Genomic DNA, 1048 nt, shown 5'->3' with positions numbered 1-1048 from the left:
CACTCTCGCTCGCCCCGAGCGTCCATGATCACGCTGAAATGCCGTCCACCATCAGCCTGATCTGACCGTCCACGATCGCTGAAATACGCACCTGGAATCAGTCGTCCACGTGCCGGCATGTAAGGCCCCCTTTTGTCCAGATGCGCGACCGCATGGTAATGGGCTCGGATAAATCACAGCCGATCTCAAAGTTTGCGATCAAGTTCCACAGGCTAGGCAGAGCTTCCGCACGCTTCCATACGTCTGGGAACAATGACGTGATCAACGCTTCTGGATCCGACTCGCGCAAATCCGCGAGCTTGTCCAGCATCCGCATTTTGTCGTTGACGTTACCCGACGCCGCCAAATAACCCGCCAAGAACCGGACGTTGGCCAAATATGGCGTACGTATCTCATTCTCGGTAAAAACTCGAAAATCCCACCCTCGCTCGGAGGCATAGCGCTTCGCAACCCTTAACTTCGTAAGCAACGGTCTCCAGTTCGCTCGGAAGTCTGCCCTGTACTTCACTTCACATAAAACGTGGCGCATATCCCTAGCCGGCTCGATGTCCCGCCGATACTCGATCAAGCCGTCCGGGGTGTATCTGGATCGGCGGCCATCGTGATCCAGATAGCGGATGGTCAAGGGCTGCGGGGAGTAGGTGAGGATATTTTTGTCGAAGCGAATCAGTTCCATGAAGTCTCGCTCCAGGGATGATTCGTACTGCCCTAGATTTGGGCACGGTGCCCGTCATGCAACGAGAACTCAAGCCAATGCGGCGGACGGGAGAGGGATTCTGGATGCTCATTCGCGTCTAACCATGTAAGGTTGGCCGATTCTCGCACTTAGCGTTGGAATTTACAGCAGCACCCAAAATTCCGTCTTGGGGGCCACCTCAAGCAGCTCGCCATTGCACACTGAGACTCGCAATCGTTCGAGGCCTTCGAATTCCACCGCCCCCAGGTCCTTCGGCTGGCCCGCCGACCGCATCCGGCCGATGTGGGACATTCGATATCGACCGGTAGTTTGGTGACAATCGAACCGGGACGGGGGCACCGCCAGTTTTCG

At 56.4% G+C, this 1048-nt stretch carries 2 protein-coding genes; both read right to left on the bottom strand.

The window, feature by feature from the left end:
* Positions 1–97: 97 nt before the first annotated feature.
* Entirely contained in the window at positions 98–676 is a 579-nt protein-coding gene (locus R2N16_RS25410; protein WP_316669822.1) for a TnsA endonuclease N-terminal domain-containing protein, read from the bottom strand.
* 162 nt (positions 677–838) lie between these two features.
* The coding region (locus tag R2N16_RS25405; RefSeq protein WP_316669819.1) for a hypothetical protein at positions 839–1048 on the bottom strand (210 nt) is incomplete at its 5' end.

This window comes from Ralstonia psammae, assembly GCF_958405935.1.
In the GTDB taxonomy this organism is placed as follows: domain Bacteria; phylum Pseudomonadota; class Gammaproteobacteria; order Burkholderiales; family Burkholderiaceae; genus Ralstonia; species Ralstonia psammae.
This window is presented reverse-complemented; position numbering and strand designations above follow the sequence as displayed.